19 protein-coding genes are annotated in these 20,218 nt (G+C 49.2%); 7 read left to right on the top strand and 12 right to left on the bottom strand.

What is annotated here, in order from left to right:
* Positions 1-76 precede the first annotated feature (76 nt).
* Both coaD and CEQ32_RS15975 read left to right on the top strand, forming a co-directional pair.
* Positions 77-568: a pantetheine-phosphate adenylyltransferase gene (coaD, locus tag CEQ32_RS15980; protein ID WP_011718800.1), complete on the top strand. Its 492-nt coding sequence runs from the start codon at positions 77-79 to the stop codon at positions 566-568.
* 66 nt (positions 569-634) lie between these two features.
* Complete coding sequence (locus tag CEQ32_RS15975) at positions 635-2,107, top strand: capsule assembly Wzi family protein (RefSeq protein ID WP_088586422.1); 1,473 nt, start codon at positions 635-637, stop codon at positions 2,105-2,107.
* A gap of 58 nt (positions 2,108-2,165) precedes the next feature.
* Here the strand turns inward: CEQ32_RS15975 and CEQ32_RS15970 are convergent, their stop codons facing one another.
* Positions 2,166-3,173 carry an NAD-dependent epimerase gene (locus tag CEQ32_RS15970; protein ID WP_088586421.1) on the bottom strand — a complete coding sequence of 336 codons (1,008 nt, stop codon included), beginning with the start codon at positions 3,171-3,173 and terminating at the stop codon, positions 2,166-2,168.
* 24 nt (positions 3,174-3,197) lie between these two features.
* Entirely contained in the window at positions 3,198-4,361 is a 1,164-nt protein-coding gene (locus tag CEQ32_RS15965) for a nucleotide sugar dehydrogenase (RefSeq protein WP_088587001.1), read from the bottom strand.
* Between the two features lie 233 nt (positions 4,362-4,594).
* On the opposite strand from CEQ32_RS15965, the gene CEQ32_RS15960 reads away from it, so the two are divergent.
* Genes CEQ32_RS15960 through CEQ32_RS15950 form a run of 3 tightly spaced genes read left to right on the top strand, consistent with a single transcriptional unit; the run spans position 4,595 to position 7,725 of the window.
* Positions 4,595-5,326, top strand: coding sequence for a glycosyltransferase family 2 protein (locus CEQ32_RS15960; protein ID WP_011624605.1), 732 nt, complete (start codon positions 4,595-4,597; stop codon positions 5,324-5,326).
* Position 5,327: 1 nt separating this feature from the next.
* Positions 5,328-5,987, top strand: a complete 660-nt coding sequence (locus tag CEQ32_RS15955; protein WP_088586420.1) for a TVP38/TMEM64 family protein — start codon at positions 5,328-5,330, stop codon at positions 5,985-5,987.
* Positions 5,988-6,000: 13 nt separating this feature from the next.
* Positions 6,001-7,725, top strand: a complete 1,725-nt coding sequence (locus tag CEQ32_RS15950) for an ArnT family glycosyltransferase (protein WP_122040771.1) — start codon at positions 6,001-6,003, stop codon at positions 7,723-7,725.
* A gap of 61 nt (positions 7,726-7,786) precedes the next feature.
* Here CEQ32_RS15950 and mutM read toward each other — a convergent pair whose 3' ends face one another.
* The 8 genes from mutM to CEQ32_RS15910 form a co-directional block, all read right to left on the bottom strand.
* Positions 7,787-8,602 (bottom strand): bifunctional DNA-formamidopyrimidine glycosylase/DNA-(apurinic or apyrimidinic site) lyase, encoded by an 816-nt coding sequence (gene mutM / locus CEQ32_RS15945; protein WP_055648185.1) that lies wholly within the window; start codon positions 8,600-8,602, stop codon positions 7,787-7,789.
* 24 nt (positions 8,603-8,626) lie between these two features.
* Positions 8,627-9,082 carry a hypothetical protein gene (locus tag CEQ32_RS15940; protein ID WP_055648184.1) on the bottom strand — a complete coding sequence of 152 codons (456 nt, stop codon included), beginning with the start codon at positions 9,080-9,082 and terminating at the stop codon, positions 8,627-8,629.
* 81 nt (positions 9,083-9,163) lie between these two features.
* Positions 9,164-10,147, bottom strand: coding sequence for a GTP 3',8-cyclase MoaA (gene moaA / locus CEQ32_RS15935; RefSeq protein ID WP_055648183.1), 984 nt, complete (start codon positions 10,145-10,147; stop codon positions 9,164-9,166).
* 16 nt (positions 10,148-10,163) lie between these two features.
* Positions 10,164-11,963 carry a bifunctional molybdopterin-guanine dinucleotide biosynthesis adaptor protein MobB/molybdopterin molybdotransferase MoeA gene (locus CEQ32_RS15930; RefSeq protein WP_037428330.1) on the bottom strand — a complete coding sequence of 600 codons (1,800 nt, stop codon included), beginning with the start codon at positions 11,961-11,963 and terminating at the stop codon, positions 10,164-10,166.
* A gap of 30 nt (positions 11,964-11,993) precedes the next feature.
* The gene (gene mobA, locus CEQ32_RS15925) at positions 11,994-12,587 is read right to left on the bottom strand and encodes a molybdenum cofactor guanylyltransferase MobA (RefSeq protein ID WP_088586419.1); all 594 of its coding nucleotides are present in this window, start codon (positions 12,585-12,587) and stop codon (positions 11,994-11,996) included.
* Positions 12,571-13,278, bottom strand: a complete 708-nt coding sequence (locus tag CEQ32_RS15920) for an energy-coupling factor ABC transporter ATP-binding protein (protein WP_088586418.1) — start codon at positions 13,276-13,278, stop codon at positions 12,571-12,573. Before CEQ32_RS15920 ends, mobA begins: the two co-directional genes overlap by 17 nt.
* Positions 13,279-13,281: 3 nt before the next feature.
* Entirely contained in the window at positions 13,282-13,989 is a 708-nt protein-coding gene (locus CEQ32_RS15915; protein ID WP_037428336.1) for an ABC transporter permease, read from the bottom strand.
* Positions 13,986-14,810, bottom strand: a complete 825-nt coding sequence (locus CEQ32_RS15910) for a substrate-binding domain-containing protein (protein ID WP_037423998.1) — start codon at positions 14,808-14,810, stop codon at positions 13,986-13,988. Before CEQ32_RS15910 ends, CEQ32_RS15915 begins: the two co-directional genes overlap by 4 nt.
* Positions 14,811-15,094: 284 nt before the next feature.
* Between CEQ32_RS15910 and CEQ32_RS15905 the strand changes: the two genes are divergently transcribed.
* Both CEQ32_RS15905 and CEQ32_RS15900 read left to right on the top strand, forming a co-directional pair.
* Entirely contained in the window at positions 15,095-16,477 is a 1,383-nt protein-coding gene (locus CEQ32_RS15905) for a sigma-54-dependent transcriptional regulator (protein WP_037423995.1), read from the top strand.
* Positions 16,478-18,607 (top strand): cache domain-containing protein, encoded by a 2,130-nt coding sequence (locus CEQ32_RS15900; protein WP_037423992.1) that lies wholly within the window; start codon positions 16,478-16,480, stop codon positions 18,605-18,607.
* A 260-nt stretch (positions 18,608-18,867) separates the two neighbouring features.
* On the opposite strand, the gene CEQ32_RS15895 is transcribed toward CEQ32_RS15900, so the two are convergent.
* A complete protein-coding gene (locus tag CEQ32_RS15895) occupies positions 18,868-19,335 on the bottom strand; it encodes a GNAT family N-acetyltransferase (RefSeq protein WP_037423988.1) in 468 nt (155 codons plus the stop codon).
* A 98-nt stretch (positions 19,336-19,433) separates the two neighbouring features.
* Entirely contained in the window at positions 19,434-20,093 is a 660-nt protein-coding gene (locus tag CEQ32_RS15890) for a 7-cyano-7-deazaguanine/7-aminomethyl-7-deazaguanine transporter (protein ID WP_037423985.1), read from the bottom strand.
* Positions 20,094-20,218: the final 125 nt, after the last annotated feature.

Below are 20,218 nucleotides of genomic sequence, written 5' to 3'. Positions count from 1 at the left end.
TGATTCACTCAAGTGGCTAAAACGAGTAGACTGGCGGCAATGATTTTTGGGTATCTATCTGAGTCGAGTCAGCAAAGTGCATACAAGAGCGATTTATCCTGGGACTTTCGATCCCATTACCAATGGTCATGCCGATTTGATTGAGCGTGCGGCTAAGTTGTTTAAGCATGTGATTATTGGCATTGCGGCCAATCCATCTAAGCAGCCAAGGTTTACCCTTGAGGAGCGCGTTGAGTTGGTAAACCGCGTCACAGCCCATTTGGATAATGTGGAAGTGGTTGGTTTTTCGGGCCTGCTGGTGGATTTTGCCAAGGAACAGCGTGCGAGCGTGCTAGTGCGTGGTTTGCGGGCGGTTTCCGACTTTGAGTATGAATTCCAATTGGCCAACATGAATCGCAGATTAAGCCCTGATCTTGAGAGCGTGTTTTTAACGCCGGCCGAAGAAAACTCTTTTATTTCTTCCACCTTAGTGAAGGAAGTCGCGCTTCATGGCGGCGATGTGAGTCAATTTGTACACCCTGAGGTGGCAAGCGCGTTGACCGCCAAGCTTAACCTCGCAAAAGCCTGATAAGGCTGAGTATTTCCATAAAACCTTTGAGGCATCAGGCCTCGCGATGATAATGAAAAGGATGTTATGAAGGCTTTTTTGACCCCCACTATCCTCGCTGCTAGCGTTGCATCTGGTTTATTGTTTTCTGCTTCCGTCGCTGCCGCCCCTTGGGTGGATGCCTCGGACATTTATTTAAGAGCCGATATTCAAGCTCTGGCCGATGCGGGCGTGATCCGTGTGCCAGTGAATACCTTTCCCTTGATGTGGTCTGGTATTGGTGGTGACTTAGCGAAAGTCGAACCCGAGCTATTGTCTCCCCGATTAGTGCAAGCCTTTGCCCGAGTAAACTTTTACTATCAAAATGCCGTCGATAATCGCGGCAATGCTCGGGTTAAACTCTCGGGGGCGACCGATCCCGCTCGCTTCCAGCATTATGGCTCAGGCTACCGTGAAAAGGGTGAGGTTAAAGCCTCTTACGAATATTTAGGCTCACGTGTGGCCTATAAAACCACAGTTGCTGAGACGTACGACCCGCAAGATAACAAAAACTTCCGTCTCGATGAGTCTTACTTTGCTGTAATCATGGGGAACTGGATTGCGACCTTAGGTACGGTTGAGCAATGGTGGGGGCCGGGATTTGATTCGGCATTGCATCGCTCTAACAATGCGCGTCCAATGCAGTCACTGTCGCTCAGCCGTAATAATGCCGCCGCCTTTGAAACGCCATGGTTATCTTGGATTGGGCCTTGGACCTTCAAGACCGGTTTTAGCATGGCTGAAAAAGAGCGTGCCGTGCCTAAAACGGCTGAATGGGATATGCGTTTCACCGCCAAACCCCTTCAGCAGCTAGAAATTGGCCTGTCTTGGTCAACACTATTTTGTGGTGAAGGGCAGAATTGCGACTTCGATTCTTGGTGGGACTCAGTGGCAAGCAATGCGGTGTGCATCGACGGTTCGGATTCTTGCCTAGCCGATCAACGCCGTGACGCGGGCCATAGAACCCAGAGCATCGATTTACGTTATGCCGACACTTGGCAGGATATCCCCGTTGGTTTGTACCTTGAGCATAGCTGTGAAAACGGCAGCGATTGCGGCTCACTTTGGGGGATAGATACCCATTTCGGCACATCGGGTAAGCAGTTCAAGCTATTCATGGAATACTCGGATACCTTTGTCGAGTGTGATGGCAAGCCTAACTGCTTCTATGAAGATCCTGTTTACCTCAGTGGAGCGCGTTACTACGGCAGAGCTTTAGGTTCGACCTATGATAGCGATGCTCAAGTCTTTGTGTTTGGTTTGGTTGGTCAGTTCCATAACAGCCGCGGTTTTACCTCGCTCCTGCGTTATGCCAAGTTGAATAAAGACGGCACCAACGTGGCGACCACATGGGCGCCACAGCCACCGAAGGAAGACTTACTGATGCTGGAACTTTCTTACCGTATGCCGGTGTGGAAGGGCATGTGGAGTCTGGGCGGTACAGTATCGAGATCGGAATTTGATGTACAAGAAAACGATACTAATGCGACTTTCTTCAGCAGTTTTGAATACCGTTTTTAAGCGCTAATCCAATAAAAAGGCCTGCAAATCAGCAGGCCTTTTTGTTTTCTCAGAGAGCTTACTTCGCATAAAACGCGCGGTACCACTCGACAAATCTGCCCACCCCGGTATTGATATCTACTTGGGGTTTATAACCCACCGCCTTGAACAGGTCTTCGGTATCGGCCCAAGTGGAATGCACATCACCGGGCTGCATGGGTAAGAATTGTTTGTTAGCCTCAATGCCGAGTGCACTTTCGAGTGCGGTAATAAAATCCAGCAATTGCACAGGGCTGCCATTGCCGATATTGAATACGCGATAAGGGGCGCTGCTATTAGCCGGTGTACCGGTTTCTACACGCCAGTCCGGTGTTGGGCGAGGTGGTTTGTCTTGCACCCTGATGATGCCCTCAACAATATCATCGATATAGGTGAAATCACGGCTGAGATCGCCATGGTTATACACATCGATAGTATCGCCCGCGAGAATGGCTTTTGTGAATTTAAACAAGGCCATATCGGGTCGTCCCCAGGGGCCATACACGGTAAAAAAGCGCAAGCCTGTGGTGGGTAACTGATAGAGATGTGAGTAAGTGTGCGACATTAACTCGTTGGCTTTCTTGGTCGCCGCGTACAGGGATATTGGATGATCGACACTGTCCTCGGTCGAAAATGGCATCTTTTGATTCAAGCCATAGACAGAGGATGAAGAGGCATACACGAGATGCTCAATCTTATGGTGGCGACAGCCCTCTAAAATGGTGAGATGCCCAACTAAATTGCTATCGGCATAGGCGAGGGGGTTATCGAGGGAGTAGCGCACCCCTGCCTGCGCGGCGAGATGGATAACCCGTCGAAAACCTTGTTCTGCAAACAATGCAGCTATGCCGTCTCTGTCGGCTAAGTCTAGTTTGATAAAACGGAAATTGCTTAAGGCCTCGAGCGGTGCCAGTCGGGCTAGCTTTAGCCCAACATCATAATAGTCATTGAGGTTATCGATACCGACAACTTCATGGCCCTGTGCGCAGAGGCGCTCACTGACTTTAGCGCCGATAAATCCGGCGGCGCCTGTGACTAAGTATTTCATAGTAAACCTTTATATTTTGGACGCTTAGTCGTGATGGAACAGATCCCGGGTGTACACCTTAGCGGCGACATCTTCGAGTTCATTGGCCATACGGTTAGAAATAATCACATCGCACATTGTTTTAAACTCATGTAAATCGCGGATCACCTTCGAGTTAAAAAACTCGTCTTCCTTGAGTACGGGCTCATAGACCACGACTTCGATGCCCTTGGCCTTAATGCGTTTCATCACACCTTGTACCGCCGAGGCGCGGAAGTTGTCTGAGTCGGATTTCATGATTAAGCGATAGATCCCCACTCGCTTCGGTTGCTTACTTATAATAGCGTTGGCGATAAAATCTTTGCGGGTCGTGTTGGAATCGACAATGGCGCTGATGAGATTGTTAGGCACATCGTTATAGTTGGCCAGCAATTGCTTAGTGTCCTTGGGCAGACAGTAACCGCCATAACCGAAGGAAGGATTGTTATAGTAATCGCCGATGCGCGGATCTAAACATACGCCTTCGATAATCTGGCGGGTGTTGAGCCCTCGGCTCTCCGCATAGGTGTCCAACTCATTAAAGTAGGCGACGCGCATGGCTAAAAAAGTGTTGGCAAACAACTTAATCGCCTCAGCCTCAGTGCTGTCTGTGAGTAAAATTGGAATATCTTGCTTAATTGCGGCGCGAGCAAGCAGATCGGCAAAGGCTTGGGCGCGTTCGGAACGTTCACCCACTATGATCCGTGAGGGGTGCAGGTTATCGTAAAGCGCCTTACCTTCACGCAAAAACTCTGGCGAAAATAAGATATTGTCACTGTTGAGTTTACTTCTCAGCCCTTCGGTAAAACCCACTGGCACAGTCGATTTGATGACAATAGTGGTGTCAGGATTTAGGGCTAGCACTTCCTTCGTGACCCGTTCGACCGACTGAGTATTAAAGTAGTTGGTTTGTGGGTCGTAATCTGTAGGAGTGGCTATGATGACAAAATCGGCTTCTTTAACGACGTTTTTATCGCTCGTGGCACTGAGATTTAAGACTTTATGCTGCAGGTATTCTTCAATCAGACTGTCGGCGACAGTTGGTTTACGCGCATTAACTAACGCGATGCGCTCGGGCATCAAATCAATCGCTACTACATGGTTTTGCTGGGCGAGTAAAACCGCGTTCGATAGGCCAACATAGCCCATTCCAACTACAACTATGTTCATAGGTTTTATACAGTTTGGCATTTTGTTTCCCAAACTAGCATTTTCTGCGGCATTAGAATATGTCATTTCGATGAAATTCACAGTTCCAAATTAAGTGCTCTTTTCTCGATTTTCACCCGTATACAATGCTGGGCTCGCGTTCCGTTTAATTCATAACATCCTATCAATGCAGATTTTTGTTTGCCACAATCCTATGTTACCGTACTCATGGTTATTAAGCTTGGAGCCTTAACGTGATTTCAGTCGTGATCCCCGCCAAAGATGAAGTGGGCAATATTGGCCCATTAATGAAAGAGATATGCCAAGCCCTGCAAGGGTTGACTGAGTTTGAAATTCTTGTTGTCGACGACGGTAGTCAGGATGACACTTTTGGTGAAGTTATGCACACCGCAGAGGTGATGCAATGCGATGCTAAAGCTATTCGTCACGAGCGCAGTACGGGCCAAAGTACCGCTATTTCCACTGGCGTTTTACATGCCCGTGGTAAATACATTGTCACCTTAGATGCCGATGGGCAAAACGATCCTGCGGATATTCCCGCTATGTTGGCTCAATTGCCGCAAATTCATGCTGAACATTTTTGTATTGCCGGTTATCGCAAAAACCGTAAAGACACCGCGTGGAAGCGATTCCAGTCCCGCTTTGCGAATAAAGTGCGTGATGCACTGTTACACGATGGCGTACCAGATACCGGATGTGGCTTAAAACTCTTCCCCCGCGAAACCTTCCTGCGCATGCCCTACTTCGACCATATGCACAGATATATCCCAGCACTGGTGCGCCGCATGGGGGGCGAAGTGTTTATTTCTGTGGTTAATCATAGGGATCGCCAAGTTGGCGTGTCTAAATATACTGCTTGGAATCGGGTCTGGGTCGGAATTGTCGACATCATGGGCGTCATGTGGCTCGGTCGCAGGGCGAAAATAGCTAAGGTCGCCCGTAGCGAAACCAGCTGGCACGATTAAGATGAAGCGACTCTATAAGGCGATTTTTATCGTCTTTATTTTGCTGGTGTTAATGTTTGCGGCCCAGCAAGGGTTATTCGAGCATGTAACCGATAGCAATTGGGTGGCGCACTTTATTAAAGCGGAAGGAAACTATGCGTTAATGGCTTTACTAGCCGTGGGCGCACTATTTACCGCTGTCGGTGGACCAAGGCAGGTGATCGCCTTTGTGTTTGGTTTTGCTTTAGGTGGTATTTATGGTGGCTTATTTTCCACCTTAGCGGCATTGCTTGGCTGTGTGCTGGCGTTTTATACCGCGAGATTGACGATACGCAGTAGCCTACAGCGACGTTTTGGCCATCGCTTGCAAAAATTTGAGGCGCTGATCATTCACCGGACTTGGTTAAAAGTCTTAATGATCCGCCTGTTGCCCGTAGGCAGTAATCTGCTGACAAACCTGTTTGCGGGAGCGACGCATATTTCCCCCGGGGGATTTTTATTTGGCAGTATGCTGGGTTATTTACCGCAGATGCTGATTTTTAGTTTTGCGGGTGCGGGTATTGGCTTGTCTGATCATAACCAACTGGGGATCAGTATCGGGCTGTTTATTATCTCGAGTCTTATCGGTGCTTACCTTTACCGTTCTAGCCTGCGTAAGCAGGTGGATGAATTGGAACACTAAATAGGGATTAGGAATGGATGCATTGAATCGTCGTTTCAATAGCGAAGATTATTACCAAGTACTCTGGCCGCTGCTGTTGATGAGTTTGCTGATCTTGCTGGTTGGCATAGGTTTTCGTTCCCCTTGGCCCGCCGACGAGCCGCGGTTTGTGGAGGTCGCGCGGGAAATGGTTGCCTCGGGCCAATGGTTATTCCCTACCCGGGGGGGGGAATATTATCCCGATAAACCACCCGTGTTTATGTGGGCGATTGCCCTGTTTTATCAACTCACGGGGTCGTTAAAATTCTCCTTTTTACTCCCCAATGCCCTCTGTGGCTTGCTGACGGTATTCCTTGTCTATGATTTGGGTGCCAGATTGTGGAATGTGCGGGTTGGCCGCAACGCTGCACTATTGCTCCTCATCGTGCCGCAGTTTTTGATGCAGGCGAAAAATGCCCAGATAGATGCCATGGTGATGTGTTGGATAACCGTGGGATGTTACGGATTAATCAGACATTTTATGCTTGGGCCTAAGTGGCATTGGTATTTTATTGGCTGGGCATTTATGGGACTTGGGGTGATCACTAAGGGGGTTGGTTTCTTGCCCTTGTTGTTGCTCATTCCAATTGGGATTTACGCCTTCAAAGATAAGACCCGTTTCGAGGGCCGCTTAACTTGGCTTTGCCTGGCGGGGCCTTTGGCCATGCTGGCCGTGATTGCCTGTTGGTTAGTGCCAATGGTGATGACGGTTCAAGCCCATGGCACGCCCGAGATGGTGGCCTATCAAAATAACATTTTGTTTAAGCAAACGGGCGAGCGTTACGTCAATGCTTGGCACCATATCAAGCCTTGGTATTTCTTCGTGCTGAGCGTGATCCCTTGGATGTGGTTCCCGATTTCGTTGCTGGTGGTCGCCTATTGGAAACAGTGGCTGCAAAAGGTGAAGGCCGATCCCACCATCGTGATTCTGCTGATTTGGGTCGGGCTCGTGGTGCTGTTTTTCAGTATCAGCCCGGGCAAGCGCAACGTGTATATTCTGCCCGCATTACCTATGCTGGCCCTCGCGGCGTCGGCGGTATTAACGGGTGTTTCACCTAAAGCTTGGTTTGAAAAACTAGTCACTGGTGTGCTGTGGTTCTTGGGCTCGCTCGTGTTAGTGGCCGGCGTGCTGGCATTTATCCATCACCCTGCACTTGTCAAAGCGCTGGCGGATTATACCGATGATCTCACTAGCATTAGTTACTTATTTATTTTGCTCGGGGTGCTTTGGTGTGCCTTGCTGTGGCTGGCGCGTCGTCAGTTTGCACTGGTGAAAGTGGGGTTAGTTTCAGCCTTGGGCTGGGTGCTGGTGAGCACTTGGGGTTACGCTATGCTTGATGAAATGCGCACCCCCAGAAGCCTGATGCTACATACCGCCGAAGTGATAGGTGAGGATGCCGAGCTTGGGTTAGTAAACTTTAAAGAGCAATTTATTCTGTTCTCGCCCATGAGTGTGACGCATTTTAGTTATCTCGCGCCAGTAGAAGAGCAGGAGCGTAACGCGTGGCAATGGATGCTGGAGAACAAACAGCGTTATGTGCTAGCACCTAGCGGTGCCGAGCTGAGTTGTTTCGATATTAAAGGCGGTAAGAGTATGGGGATTGCCCACCGTGACGAGTGGATTTTGTTATCCGCTGCGGAACTTAAGCCTCAGTGCCAAGCGCCAGAGCGTGAGTACCGTTACTTTACCGATCATCCTGGCCGTTGGTTAAAAGAGTAATCAAACACCATATCGAAGAAGCTAAAAATGCCTGCAATAGCAGGCATTTTTATGAGCGAGATTAACGCGTCTGGCAGATGCCGCAAAACACTGTGGTGCGCTGACCAAGGCGGATTTCGCTGAGTAGATTGCCGCACTGAGTGCAGGTTTCGCCGCCGCGGCCGTAAACATGCAGCTTTTGGGCGAAATAGCCGGGTTTACCCTCGGCATTGGTGAAGTCCTTAAGCGTAGTGCCACCCTGCTTGATGGCGTGGGCGAGGATTTGTTTGACCTCGACAACCAGTACCGTTAAGCGTTCAATATCTATCTTGCCCGCTTCCGCCTCGGGGTGTATTCCGGCGGCAAACAGGGCTTCGTTGGCGTAAATATTTCCCACACCCACCACAATATGGTTATCCATCAGGCAGAGTTTGATGGCCTTTTTCTTGCCCGCCAGCGCGGCAGCTAATTGATTGACGTTAAAGGCATCGGTCAGAGGTTCTGGCCCGAGTTTTTCTAGCAGTGGATGGGCTTCCTCTGGCAATTGGCACCATAACCAGGCGCCGAAACGTCTCGGATCGTTAAAGCGCAGAATACGGCCATTGGCGAGGACAAGATCGATATGGTCGTGCTTCTCCACTGGCGTGTCATGGGGCAGGATCCTTAGGCTGCCCGACATCCCCAAATGCACTATGCTGGTGCCGGCATCGGTATCGATTAACAGATATTTAGCGCGGCGGCGCACTTGGCGTATGGTTTGGCCGATGATCTGTTTGGCAAGTTCGGGAACGGGCCAACGCAGTGAGGCGTTACGGACTACTAGGTCAACCACGGTTTGTTCGACAAGATATGGGGCTATGCCCTGACGGGTGACTTCGACTTCTGGTAATTCCGGCATGATTGAGTTCTTTTAGGTAATAGATTAGCTGGTGGATTTGGCATCGAGGATCGGTTGTAAATCGGCCCTTAGGCTGGGGGGCACTAAGTACCAGTTGCTCGCGGGAGATTTAAGGACGCCTTCATCGGGGAAATAAATCCAGCGCTGTGATTGGCGAATATCGGTAATTTGGATCACCAGTTCCTGAGGTTTGCCAGTGGGTTGTGGCGCGTCATTCAAGGGCGAGACCCTTAAGCCTTGCCAAGCCTTTGCCCATTGCTCACAGTTGAGTACTTGTGGATCGCATTCCCAGCTTGAAGTTTGTTTGTGCAGCCAAATACCATCCAACTGCAACTGAGCCAGCGGGGCATTATCATCAAATAGCCGTTGCGCATCACTGGGCACATTTTGGGTTTTCTTATCCATAAACGTGAGCACGCTAATGATAAACACGCAGGCAAGAATAATGATGTTATTCCACTGTTTACGAGTAAGCGCCATAGGAAGAGTGACACAAAAAATAGGACTAATGCCATGAGTGTATCACGGCAAAATTGAGATGCTAGCCCTGAGGTGAGGAGGTTAACCGCCGGTGGCGTTCATAAAACGCAGAATTTGTACTTCGTTATTATCGAATACATGCCGCTGAGGTTTGCGCTTAATGCCTTGGAGAATGGCAGTTTTTAGCCGTTCAATATCGCCGGGGAACTCTCTTATAATGCTTTTTAAATCAACGGAGTGCTCATTACCCAGACAGAGCAATAGCTGCCCCTCTACGGTCACGCGCACCCGATTACATTCGTGGCAAAAGTTGTGGCTATGGGGTGAGATAAAGCCGATGTGAATTGGACTATCGACCATCTTGTAGTAACGCGCGGGTCCGCCTGTGCGTTTATTGGAGAGTTGTAGTGGATAATGCTCGCTAATCATGGCCTTAACTTCATCACTGCTGCAATGGCGCATGCGTTTGCGTTCATCCATTTCACCCAGCGGCATTTCTTCAATAAAGGCGATATCGAGCTTGCGGTCGCGGCAAAAGTTAACCAGATCGATGACTTCATGATCGTTTTGCTGTTTGAGGATCACGGCATTGATTTTTATGCGCGTAAAGCCTGCGGCAATGGCCGCATCAATGCCTTCGATAACGCGTACTAATTTGCCGTTGCGTGTCAGTTGGGTAAAGAGTTCGGGGTTAAGGGTATCTAGGCTGATGTTTAAACGCTTAAGACCCGCATCAAACATAGGTTTGGCAAACTTACTGAGCCTAGAACCGTTGGTGGTCATCGATAAATCTTTGAGCCCTGGAAGCTTGCCCAGTAAGTGCACCAGTTGATCACAATCGCTACGCACTAGCGGTTCGCCGCCAGTGAGGCGAATTTTGGTCACCCCCAGTTCAGTAAAGGCTTGGGCAATCCAAGCCAACTCTTCGAGGTGCAGTACATGGTCCTTGGGCAAGAAGCAGGGATCTTCGGTCATGCAGTAGACACAACGGAAGTCGCAGCGATCTGTCACTGAGAGTCGTAAATATTCGACCTGACGGCCAAAGGCATCCACAAGTTGGCTCATAGGGACTCAGTGGCTCTTATAGAAGATCGGCAAAAGGTTGAATAAACACGGTTTCACCCGCATTCACCACCTCAGCATCATCTCCAATGATGATAAGGCAATTGCCTTTGACCATTGAGCTGAGCATGCCTGAACCTTGGTTGCCAGTGCTGGTCACGTGCAGCCTGCCATCATTACCTAGGCGATAAATTCCTCGGATAAACTCAGTGCGGCCCGTGCGGCTACGCAGGGTTTCATCGGTAATCGCTGGGAATAATGGCGCCTGCCAGTGAGTTTCACCAGCGAGCTTACGCAGTGCAGGTTGCACAAATTGCAGGAACGACACCATCACCGCCACCGGATTGCCGGGCAAGCCGAAGAATAGGCTATCGCCGACCTTACCAAAGGCGAGTGGGCGACCGGGGCGCATATTGATCCGCCAGAAGTCGATATTGCCAAGGCGTGCCAGCACGGCCTTGATGTAGTCGGCATCGCCAACGGAAACCCCGCCAGAGCTAATCACCACATCGGCCTGCGCCGCAGCCTTAGTTAAGGTGGCTTCGAGAGCGCTTTCGGAGTCTTCGATAATGCCTAAGTCAATGACGTCACAACCTAAACGTTTTGCCATCGCTTTGATGGTGTAACGGTTTGAGTCATAAATACAGTTTGGATTCAGTGCTTCGCCGGGTTGGCTGACTTCATCCCCAGTTGAAAACACGGCTACTGTTGGACGGCGATAAACCGTCACACGGTTAAGGCCGAGGGAGGCTAATAAGCCTTGCTCGGCGGCGCTTAGGCGCGTGGCCTGTGTGAGTGCGACTTGGCCTTGGCCAATGTCTTCACCCGCAAGGCGAACGTGTTGGCCCTGCTGAATGCGGCCTTCAAAACTGACCTTGGCATTGGCCTCGTTAGCTAGCTCACGAGGTTGAACAGTATCGGCGCCAGCGGGCACGGGGGCCCCGGTCATAATGCGCACGGTTTCACCCGCTTTGAGTGTGCCCGAATATTGATGTCCGGCGAGGACTTCACCAACTAAGGTGAAGCTTGCAGGCAGCGGATCTTGATAGGCGAAGGCATAACCATCCATCGCCGAGTTGGTTTGCTGCGGTACATCCACGGGCGAAATGCTGTCGCGGGCGAGCACGCGATTATCTAAATCGTCTAAGCCTATGTCTTCCACCTCAGTGACCGGCGTGACATGGGATAAAATCTGCGCTAACCCTTGGCTCACGCTCAGGTTTTTATCGCTGCCCAAGGTGCAGGCATCGACAGTTGCGATCGGTAATGCGGGGTTAGGGGCTTGCCAGCTATTGGCATATTCCATCACAAAGTCAGCGATTTGCGCGACATTGTTAAGGTCGAGTCTTCTTAGCTCGCTCGGTAGCTCGGTGTCATCACAGCAAGCGATGGCGAGAATATTGTCGTCTTGGGTATAGATAAACGGCTTACCGTGGGCGGCGCGGTGCAGCTCAATTTTCGGTAGCGTGAGTTTTTTAAAGCCTTCGACTAAGACGATATCGACTTTATCGGCTTCAATTTGTTTGAGTAGGTGGACTAACTCTGGGTCGCCATCGCGGGCATCTTCGGTCATTAGCGCCCAACGCACATGGGAGGCGACTAGCATTTGCCGCGCGCCGGCTTTGCGCATCTCGTAACTGTCTTTACCGGGAATATCGACATCGAAATTGTGGTGAGCATGTTTGATCACCGCCAGACGCAGGCCGCGCTGATTTAATTCGGGGATCAATTGCTTGAGTAGGGTGGTTTTCCCCGTGCCGCTATAGGCACAAAATCCGAGAACGGGAATAGATAGCGGATTGACGAAGGGAGTACTCATTTGCACCTCTAATCTAGGAAATTTGAAGCCTTAGCTTTGGTTTATCTCTGCTGCCAGTCGTTGTTTTTGTTCTGGCGTGTTCACATTGACGAAGGCATTGGGTTGATCGGCAAAGGCCGCCACCGCAAAGCGATGTTTGGCATACCAAAAATCAATTTTACGCTCACCCGCTTCGAGAAAGGCGGTCATCGACTCGCGCAGGCTCGGCTTTAATAACATCACCACCGGCTGCTCACGTTCCCCATCGCTGGCCACGGCAAGTTCAGCATCGTTTGCCTCAATGGCGGTTAATAAGCGGGCGACTAAATCCCGCGGCAGCAGTGGACAATCGCAGGGCACCACGAGCAGATAGTCTGCTTGAGTGTGACCCATAGCGGTGATCATGCCCGCCAAGGGGCCGAGAAACCCAGTATGATCATCGCTTAACACCGTAAAACCGAACTCAGCATAGCGTGTTTGGTTACGATTTGCGTTGATCAGGATCTCCTTAACCTGAGGTTTTATCCGTTCGATAGTGTGTTCTATCATGGCCTTGCCGTTTAGCTCGACGAGGCCTTTATCGTCCCCGCCCATACGGCGTGCCATACCACCGGCAAGAATAACCGCATCAATTTGCAACGACATATAAAGATCCCTGTGTGGAGTTTGTGTGCGTTTGCTGATGGGAGGTTATCACCTGTTGGTCAGCAATGTGCCACTGCTGCTCGCAAATGGCGGTGAGCGCACAGTTTTGGTGGCTGCTTAGCAGCATTCCCGTCCCTTGCTGTTTGAGCTGTTGGATCATTTGCAGCACTAAGGCTTGGGAGTCCTTATCCATATTGGAGGTCGGCTCATCGAGCATCAGTAACTTTGGCTGCAATATCCAAGCGCGGGCGATAGCGAGGCGTTGTCTTTCGCCGCCGGATAAATTGCTGGCTCTGGCTTGCAATAGCGAGCCTAGTTGAGCCATCTCAATTGCTTGACCAATTCTACGTTTGGCTTCGGTTTTTGAGGCAGCAAAAGGTAAACCGTAAGTCAGATTGTAATTGACTGTGCCATCGAATAGATAGGGGTGCTGGTGGAGATAAATGGCCTTTCCAAGCAAAGGGTTACGTTTCCACCATCCATCTTTTTTAAAGCCGCTCAACTCAATGTTACCCTGAGATGGCGCCTGTAGACCCGCGAGGATCTTCATTAGGGTCGACTTGCCCGAGCCGTTGTCACCCTGCAAATAAATAACGTTCCCTTGGCATAACTCGAGGCTATGGGCTTTGAATAATAAGCGCGGGCCAAAGGACATTTCCAAGTCACGGGCAATCAGTTTGGCTTGGGTCATAAGTTAATGGCTCCTTGGCGTTTCTTTGCCGCGTAAACTACCTAAGGCAAAGTTTAGGATCAAGGCCAAGATTAGCAGCACTAATCCGAGGGCGATAGCTTGGGCGAAATCACCTTTACTGGTTTCCAGTGCGATAGCCGTCGGGATATTACGTGTTACGTTTAAAATGTTTCCGCCCACCATCATCGAACAGCCGACTTCGGTGAGAATACGGCTAAAGGCTGCGACAATCGCCAGTAATAATGGCATACGTAGCTCGCGACATACTGTCCAGACGGCGCTTATCCAAGAGGCGCCTAAGGTGCGTGAGGTTTCCCATGCGCGGCGATCGACACTAGTGAAGGCCGCTTGGCTCATGGCGATCATCACGGGGGCGCAAATCAGCATTTGGCCGAGGATCATCCCCTCTTGAGTAAACAACCACTTTAAATCCCCAAGCGGGCCGTTGCGGGTCAAGATGAGGTACACCAGAAGGCCGATCACTACGGTGGGAATCGATTGCAGTGTCTGCACTAAGTTGGTGACAAACCACTTTCCAGGGAAATAGGCAAACGCCAACACAAAACCGAGCACCATCGACGGGACTAAGGTAATGAGAAGTGCCGCGAACGAAACCGAAAACGAGACAGAAATGATGGACCAAACGTCGGGGTCCAATGAAAACAGCAGGCTTAACGCCTGCTGTAACAGTGCTAGCCAGCCTTCGTTCATTCGCTATAGGTTGCCTTGAACAGTTGCTCGCCTTCAACTTTGAAGTTGTTGATCATGCTTTGACCTTCTTTGCTGATCAGCCAGTCACTGAAGGCTTTTGCGCCTTTGTGGTTCAGATCTGGGTATTTCGCTGGGTTGATCAGAATCACTTGGTATGGGTTCGCTAGGGTTTTTCCACCATCAAAATCCACACCTAAGTCCAACTTCGTTTTGTACGCTACGAAAGTACCACGGTCAGATAGAGTGTAACCTTGTAATTCGTTTGCCATCAGCAGGGTTTTACCCATGCCTTGACCGACTGAAGTGTAACCTTTGAAGTCAGGAGTCACGCCTGCGGCTTTCCATACTTCTAGCTCTTTGATGTGAGTGCCAGAGTTGTCACCACGAGATAAGAAAGGTAAGCCAGATTTGGCGATTTTAGCGAAGGCTTCTTCAGCGGTTTTGCTTTCACGCAGTTTGGCAGGGTCGTTTTTAGGGCCTAATACGACGAAATCGTTTTCCATAATGCCACGTGGCTCAACACCAAAACCATCGGCAACAAATTTTGCTTCAGCGCTTGGTGCGTGGGTCATCACTAAATCTACATCGCCTTGCTCACCTAGTTTCAGTGCTTTACCTGTACCAGTGGCGATAACTTGTACTTTATAGCCTGTTGCACTTTCAAACTTAGGCAGTAATTCTTGTAACAGACCAGAGTTTTCAGTACTGGTCGTGGTGGCTAATTTAATCACTTCAGCCGATTGAGCGGGTAACACTGTGAGCATACTGGCTGCAACAACTAAGCCTAGTAAAGATTTCATGTGGGATTTCACGTTTAGCATGGATACTCCTTGGCGAAAAATAGGGGTCCGACTCAATTGCCTACTGAGTGGGAGATTCCGTAAATTGTAATGCGTTCGATGGAAAGCAAATAGGATGCCAAACCAATAATGGTGCATTTACCTTCACAGCATGATCTAAATTGTGAGCTCGATCCCAGGCTCAGCAAATAGTTTACAGACAAATTGTCCCAGCGCATGCTTCTGATGGTTCATAGTGACCTATTCGTCTAGTTTCAATGCTAGAATTGGTCGCAATTGAGTCAAAATGTCCAGACGTGAGCACTATGAGCCAGATAGATAATAACCTCAAGCCCCTTCCTTCCGCTGTTTCAGTCCTGATCGTCGATGACGAGCCGGGGATGCGTAGCTTTTTGAATAAGGCGCTCTCGAAGAAATTCGCCTTAGTCGAAACGGCGGGCAGTATTGAAGATGCTGAGCAGTTACGTAGCCGCTGCCATTTCGACTTGCTGATTGTCGATATCCGCTTACCCGGTCGTTCGGGTATCGAGTGGCACGAAGCCTTAGATGAGCAAGGTCGACGTTCCGATGTAATCTTTATGACCGGCTATGCGGATTTAGAGGTGGCGATTAAAGCGCTGCGAGCAGGTGCCTCAGATTTCATTATGAAGCCATTCCATCTCGAGCAGATGATGTCGGCGGTTGACCGTTGTATTGAACGCCGATTGCTGCGCCGTGAAAACTTGATGTTGCGTCGCGAAGTCTCTATCGGCTATTCCTCTACCATCATAGGGAGTAGCGACGCCATGAAGTCGGTGAAGCAAGTGATAGAGCGCGTGGCACCGACCAATGCCGTGGTATTAATTCAAGGCGAATCGGGCACGGGTAAAGAGTTAGTTGCGCGCCAATTACATTTACTCAGCGGTCGCCAAGGGCCCTTCGTGCCAGTTAACTGTGGCTCGATAGCCCCAGAACTACTTGAGAGTGAACTCTTTGGTCATACGGCAGGGGCGTTTACTGGTGCTAAAGGTAACCGTGAAGGCCTATTTAGTTTTGCCTCCGGCGGTACGATTTTCCTCGATGAAATTGGCGAGATGCCGCTCAAAATGCAAACAGCGTTGTTAAGGGTGCTGGAGCAGAAGGCGATTCGCCCCGTGGGCAGTGAGAAGGAAGTCAATATTGATGTCCGGGTGATTGCGGCAACTAACCGTACTCTGATGGATGAAGTCGAAGCGGGGAACTTCCGTCGCGATCTTTATTATCGACTGAATGTGCTGGATATTTTTATTCCTCCGCTGCGTGAGCGTCCGGAAGATGTGGTCGAATTGACCCACCATTTTACCCGCCAATTGGCTGCTGAATTAGGCGTGCGTGAAGTGGTGTGGAGTCATGAAGACATGGTAAAGCTGCAACAACATGAATGGCCGGGTAATATCCGCGAACTGCGTAATATGATTGAGCGCTGTATTCTGCTCGGCAAACCGCCAGCGGAGTACTGGAAGCAGCAGGTTAAAACCGAGTCTTCGGCTTTGCAGGGTTATCCTTTAGATTGGCCATTAAAAGATGTGGAAAAACACCATGTGACGAGTGTGGTCGATCTGCATTCTGGTAATAAATCTGCGGCTGCTCGGGACTTAGGGGTTTCCCGCAAGACCTTAGATCGCAAATATAAAGAGTGGTTTGACGTTAGCGACGAGCAGGAGTTTTAAGTGTCTTTTTTTACTCACTTTTTTGGAGTTAGTTGGCAGCAAATGCAGGCTAAAGTGCGTTATCGCATTTTGATCCTCACATTGCTGCCGATTTTGCTCACTTTGGTGAGTTTAGTGTTTATCACGATTTACTGGAATATCAGCTACACAGGCAAGCAACTGTTTATGAAGGTCAAAGCCGATTTGGCTGTGGCTGAAAACACCCTGCAACAGGTGCAAGTTCGCCAAGAAAAACAGCTAGAAAGAGTGATGACCTCATGGACATTCCAGAATGATTTTAGGCCGATCCTCAGTGGTGCATTAGATCATAGGACGAGCATAGATAGTTTTCTTGATGAGCAAAAGCAGCAACTCGATTTAGACTTTTTGCGGCTGGTCAGTGTGGCTGAAGCGGCGGCGGATCCTGATTTACGACAGATTTTACCGAAAATGGGTGGAATGTTGCCTTATTCGGGACTGATGGTGTTATCTCGTGAACGTTTGGCGCGGATTGACCCTGATTTAGCGCAAAGAGCGAGTATTCCACTGTTAGCGACCTTGCGGGCACAAAGTCCCAATAAGCAAGTAGAGGACCGTGGTTTGCTCAGCCGTAGCTTGTTGCCGATCCCCGATACTGAAGGCAAAGTGGCATGGTATCTCGACGGCGGGGTGTTATTTAACCGCGACACCCGCATCGTTGATCATATCCGCGATCTTGTCTACGACAAGGGCACCTTGCCTGAACGTTCAATTGGTACTGTGACGATTTTTCTCGATAATATTCGGGTATCGACTAACGTTCCTTTGCATTTTTTTCCACAGCCGAATGAATCCCAAGGGCGTGCACTGGGGAGTTTGGTCTCGGAGGAAGTGCGAGAAAAAGTGTTAAATCACGGAGAGTTATGGGTCGATAGGGCGTTTGTGTACAATGATTGGTTTATTTCTGCCTATGCGCCGTTAGAAGATGTCCGTGGACAGCGAATTGGGATGATCTACACCGGTTTTTCGGAGTCACCTTTTATTCATAACTACCTGCTTAATATCATTGAGTTAGGTACCATTCTGATGTTAGTGCTGCTTATTTCAGGTTTGCTGGTTTACCGCGGTGCCTACAGTTTATTGCAACCGATTGAGCGGATTCACCATGTGGTGCAAGCGGTGCAGTCTGGGCGCAATGTGCGTATTGGTGCCTTGGGGTTAGATAGGGATAACGAGTTGTCGAATCTTGCCGAGCAGTTCGACCGTATGCTCGACCTATTGCAGCGGCGCAACGCGCAAATTCAGGCCGCTGCCGAACAGCTAGAAATGAAGGTCGAAGAGCGTACTCGTAGCCTGCAAGATAAGACCTTAGAGCTACAGCGTAACGTCGCTTTACTCAATGAGACACGCCAGCAGTTAGTGACTAATGAAAAGTTGACCGCTCTAGGAGAGTTAACCGCTGGTATTGCACACGAAATCAATAATCCGACCGCTGTTATCCTCGGCAATATGGAGTTACTGCGCTATGAGCTGGGTGATAATGCCGACGTCGTAAAAGAAGAAATTGATCTAGTTATTCAGCAGGTTGGTCGTATAAGCACTATTATCCGTAGCCTACTGCAATATAGTCGCCCGGGAGAGTTTAACGCTCCCTTAGAGATGCACCCTATCACGCCGATCATTGAGGAAATGCTGGTATTAGTGCGGCATTCAATTCAAAAGCAAGAAGTTGTGCTGATAACGGAACTGAACGCCAGTTGCCCTGTTCAGGTCAATCGCCCGCAGTTACTGCAAGTACTGATTAACCTTGTGGTGAACGCAGCCCATGCGATGGATGGTAAGGGACGCATTTGGGTTCGCACTTATGATTGGGTGCAGCAAGATATGCCGATTGGCGTCAAAATCGAGGTTGAAGACGAAGGGTCTGGGATTGAGCCTGAGCAATTGGGGCGGATTTTTGATCCTTTCTATACCACGCGTAAAGATGGCACAGGCCTTGGGCTGTCGCTCAGCTACGGTATTATTAAGCGCATCGGTGGCACCATAGAGGTGAGCTCTGTATTAGGTAAAGGCTCTATCTTCACCATTGGCTTGTATCACGAGGCTAAGGAAGATCAACAAAACAACCTTTACGATGGCTTACATTTTTCGGGACATAATGCTGAAATCTAAATTCTGCGCGAGTTAAGTATAAGGTTCAAAGAGCTTTATTTATTGAATAACAAGCAAAAAAAAGCCGGATGATGAATCCGGCCACAAAAGAGTGTGTGAGCAATGTCGTGCTTGCAAACTCAGGAGCACTTTAACAACGTCAGATTACCAGTCATCGGTGTTAAAGATGAGTTTTGGAACGCAAGTTAACGATAATCATTCTCAATTGTGTTTGCAAGCTATTTATTGCAAAAAAATGCATATTTTTATCTATGGTATGTTTATGCCGCCACAATAGACTTGCTTAAATGTAATTTATGGTTGATCAAACTCTGGGGATCGGCATTCAGCTCGGTAATTAAATATTGGTTTCTAATCAATAGATTGAGCATTGCAGGGAAGCGATTCATGGTTTTAACCTGAATATGGTTATAGCCTTGGAGGCTGGCCCATTTCTCTTGGTATTCCAGTAGGCTTTGTGCTAATCCTAAACGTCTAAAGTCTGTCGCAACGCCACCTAACCAACTGTAAAAAATCCCTTTTTCCTGTTCGTATCCCAGCTTGAACCCCGCCAGTTCGCCTTCCACATAGGCTAGGAGAATCAAGCAAGTCTTGCCTGAAAGCCGTGCCGTTAAGGTGTCTGGCGTCAATGGACGGTCGAGCTCAGGTATTTGCTTACTTAGTTCGATGAGTTGTATGGCTAACTCGGGAGTCAGAGTTGTGATTGCTTTGATTTCAATTGAATACATAATTTTCTCTCACAAAAATCAGCCCCAATAGCGTATCAAACGCATTGGGGCCGAATAAAAACTGTTCAAATTATAACAGGTCTGGCCAGTTGAGTTAATCAGGAAAATGATTTTTGTGGGCTGGTTTGCAATATCTTGTCTTGTAACACTTTCAGTAGCACACCGTAGGCGGGTAAGAATAGCCCTAGGCTAACAAGCAATTTAAAGCTGTAATCGACAGTGGCAATTTCAGGCCAGTTGGCGGCCATAAAGCTGTCTGTTGAAGCATAAAAAGCGATGCTGAAGAACACTAAGGTATCGACTAAATTACCAACAATCGTCGATGCCGCAGGCGCGACCCACCATGAACGGCTCTGGCGCAGACGGGCGAATACAGTGATATCCATCAGCTGACCAATCAAATAAGCCGCAAAGCTGGCAAACGCAATACGAAACACAAAGGTGTTCCATTGGCTTAAGGAGTCCATCCCTTGGAAGCTACCCTGATGGAATACGACTCCCATAACATAGGAAATCATCAGTGCGGGCACCATGGCCTTGAGGATGATGCTTCGAGCGGGTGTTTGTCCAAAAATGCGCACCGTTAGATCGGTTGCAAGGTAAACAAAAGGAAAACTAAACGCGCCCCAAGTGGTGTGATAACCAAACAATTGAAACGGCAGTTGTACCAAATAGTTGCTTAGGCAAATAATCAGTATGTGAAATCCCACTAATAGCAGGAGTGCGCGGCGAAGCTGCGCAGGGGTTAACATTAACATATGTGGCCTTTTTAGTTGTGTAGGGCGGGGTGAGGGAACCCGCTAAATCGTCTGCTGTTATTTTATCCCGTTCCAGCGTGCTGAAATCGGGCCGCCATTATAGTGACCATGTTTGAAGATGCAAG

Source organism: Shewanella sp. FDAARGOS_354 (assembly GCF_002209245.2).
Lineage (GTDB): Bacteria > Pseudomonadota > Gammaproteobacteria > Enterobacterales > Shewanellaceae > Shewanella > Shewanella xiamenensis.
The sequence above is the reverse complement of the archived record's forward strand: the minus strand, read 5'-3'. Positions and strand labels throughout refer to the sequence as shown.

Excerpts from the sequence above, each read along its gene's own strand:
- CEQ32_RS15975 (WP_088586422.1), top strand. The coding sequence starts at position 635 with ATGAAGGCTTTTTTGACCCCCACTATCCTCGCTGCTAGCGTTGCATCT.
- CEQ32_RS15970 (WP_088586421.1), bottom strand. The coding sequence starts at position 3,173 with ATGAAATACTTAGTCACAGGCGCCGCCGGATTTATCGGCGCTAAAGTC.
- CEQ32_RS15965 (WP_088587001.1), bottom strand. The coding sequence starts at position 4,361 with ATGAACATAGTTGTAGTTGGAATGGGCTATGTTGGCCTATCGAACGCG.
- CEQ32_RS15955 (WP_088586420.1), top strand. The coding sequence starts at position 5,328 with ATGAAGCGACTCTATAAGGCGATTTTTATCGTCTTTATTTTGCTGGTG.
- CEQ32_RS15950 (WP_122040771.1), top strand. The coding sequence starts at position 6,001 with ATGGATGCATTGAATCGTCGTTTCAATAGCGAAGATTATTACCAAGTA.
- mutM (WP_055648185.1), bottom strand. The coding sequence starts at position 8,602 with ATGCCGGAATTACCAGAAGTCGAAGTCACCCGTCAGGGCATAGCCCCA.
- CEQ32_RS15940 (WP_055648184.1), bottom strand. The coding sequence starts at position 9,082 with ATGGCGCTTACTCGTAAACAGTGGAATAACATCATTATTCTTGCCTGC.
- moaA (WP_055648183.1), bottom strand. The coding sequence starts at position 10,147 with ATGAGCCAACTTGTGGATGCCTTTGGCCGTCAGGTCGAATATTTACGA.
- CEQ32_RS15930 (WP_037428330.1), bottom strand. The coding sequence starts at position 11,963 with ATGAGTACTCCCTTCGTCAATCCGCTATCTATTCCCGTTCTCGGATTT.
- mobA (WP_088586419.1), bottom strand. The coding sequence starts at position 12,587 with ATGTCGTTGCAAATTGATGCGGTTATTCTTGCCGGTGGTATGGCACGC.
- CEQ32_RS15920 (WP_088586418.1), bottom strand. The coding sequence starts at position 13,278 with ATGACCCAAGCCAAACTGATTGCCCGTGACTTGGAAATGTCCTTTGGC.
- CEQ32_RS15915 (WP_037428336.1), bottom strand. The coding sequence starts at position 13,989 with ATGAACGAAGGCTGGCTAGCACTGTTACAGCAGGCGTTAAGCCTGCTG.
- CEQ32_RS15910 (WP_037423998.1), bottom strand. The coding sequence starts at position 14,810 with ATGCTAAACGTGAAATCCCACATGAAATCTTTACTAGGCTTAGTTGTT.
- CEQ32_RS15905 (WP_037423995.1), top strand. The coding sequence starts at position 15,095 with ATGAGCCAGATAGATAATAACCTCAAGCCCCTTCCTTCCGCTGTTTCA.
- CEQ32_RS15895 (WP_037423988.1), bottom strand. The coding sequence starts at position 19,335 with ATGTATTCAATTGAAATCAAAGCAATCACAACTCTGACTCCCGAGTTA.
- CEQ32_RS15890 (WP_037423985.1), bottom strand. The coding sequence starts at position 20,093 with ATGTTAATGTTAACCCCTGCGCAGCTTCGCCGCGCACTCCTGCTATTA.